Origin of the sequence: Leptolyngbya sp. BC1307 (assembly GCF_002286735.1) — a bacterium.
Classification (GTDB): Bacteria; Cyanobacteriota; Cyanobacteriia; order Phormidesmidales; family Phormidesmidaceae; genus Phormidesmis.
This window is the reverse complement of record NZ_NRTA01000160.1, coordinates 1-999: the sequence shown is the minus strand read 5'-3', so window position 1 is coordinate 999 and position 999 is coordinate 1. Positions and strand designations below refer to the sequence as shown.

1 protein-coding gene is annotated in these 999 nt (G+C 45.0%); it reads left to right on the top strand.

Annotated features, from left to right (window positions below; genetic code table 11):
- A partial coding sequence (locus tag CKL79_RS22540; protein WP_240519045.1) for a transposase occupies nt 1-963 on the top strand: 963 nt, incomplete at its 5' end.
- Between the last annotated feature and the right edge of the window lie 36 nt (nt 964-999).

The window sequence follows — 999 nt, the reverse complement described above, 5'->3', positions numbered from 1 at the left end:
CTACTAGCTGAGCCTAAATACGTCAGTTGTGTACGGCTCTCAGAAATCTTGGCAGAGGTAAGCCACGACAGCATCAATCGGTTTTTACTGCGTGAGCAGTACACGCCCAAGGACCTCTTTGAGGAGGTCAAAAGTAGCCTCGTTTTGACTGCGGGTACGCTCAGTGTGGATGACAGCGTAGAAGACAAACCTTACCGAGACCATAACAAGAGCGCATTTGTTGATTTCTTCTGGTCAGGCAAGCATAAGCGCAGTGTCAAAGGGATAAATTTGATTACCTTGTATTACACCGATACATCGGGTAGTTCTTATCCCGTCAATTTCCGTATCTATGACAAACAGGAGGGCAAAACCAAGAACGATTACTTCCGTGAGATGGTGCTTGAGGTGGTTTCGTGGGGACTTGAGCCGAGCTGGGTAACGGGCGATAGTTGGTATTCGAGCCTAGAGAATCTGAAGTTTCTGAGAGACCAGAAGGTGGGTTTTCTATTTGGTATTGCCAATAATCGAAAAGTCTCGATAGAACGCGGTACGTCAGTACTTGTAAAGACTATAGAGATTCCCTCTGAAGGGCTTATGGTCTATTTGAAGGCATTTGGTTGGGTCAGGGTGTTTTGTCAGCCGTTCAAAAACGAACCGCGATACTACATATTGTATCGACCAGACTTGGAGATGCTTCAACAACTGACACGAGAGACCTTCAAATCGGTTCATGATGACCATTGGAAAATTGAATGTTTTCACAGAGTCATCAAGCAAGTGTGCAACATTGAACGCTTTTATGTTCGAGGCGAACAGGCGATTCGCAATCACTTCTTCTGTGCGTTGCGTGCTTTTTGCAAGCTGCAAACGTTATGTATCAACGGACTCATCAACAACTGTTATGAGATATCGAGGCAGCTCTTTGTCCCCGTCATTCGACAGTTTATTCTAGAAAACGTAACAGAAGCTACTTTCGCTTGACCATAGTTTCGTTTTGCTGTCAATGCGTAACTCCTA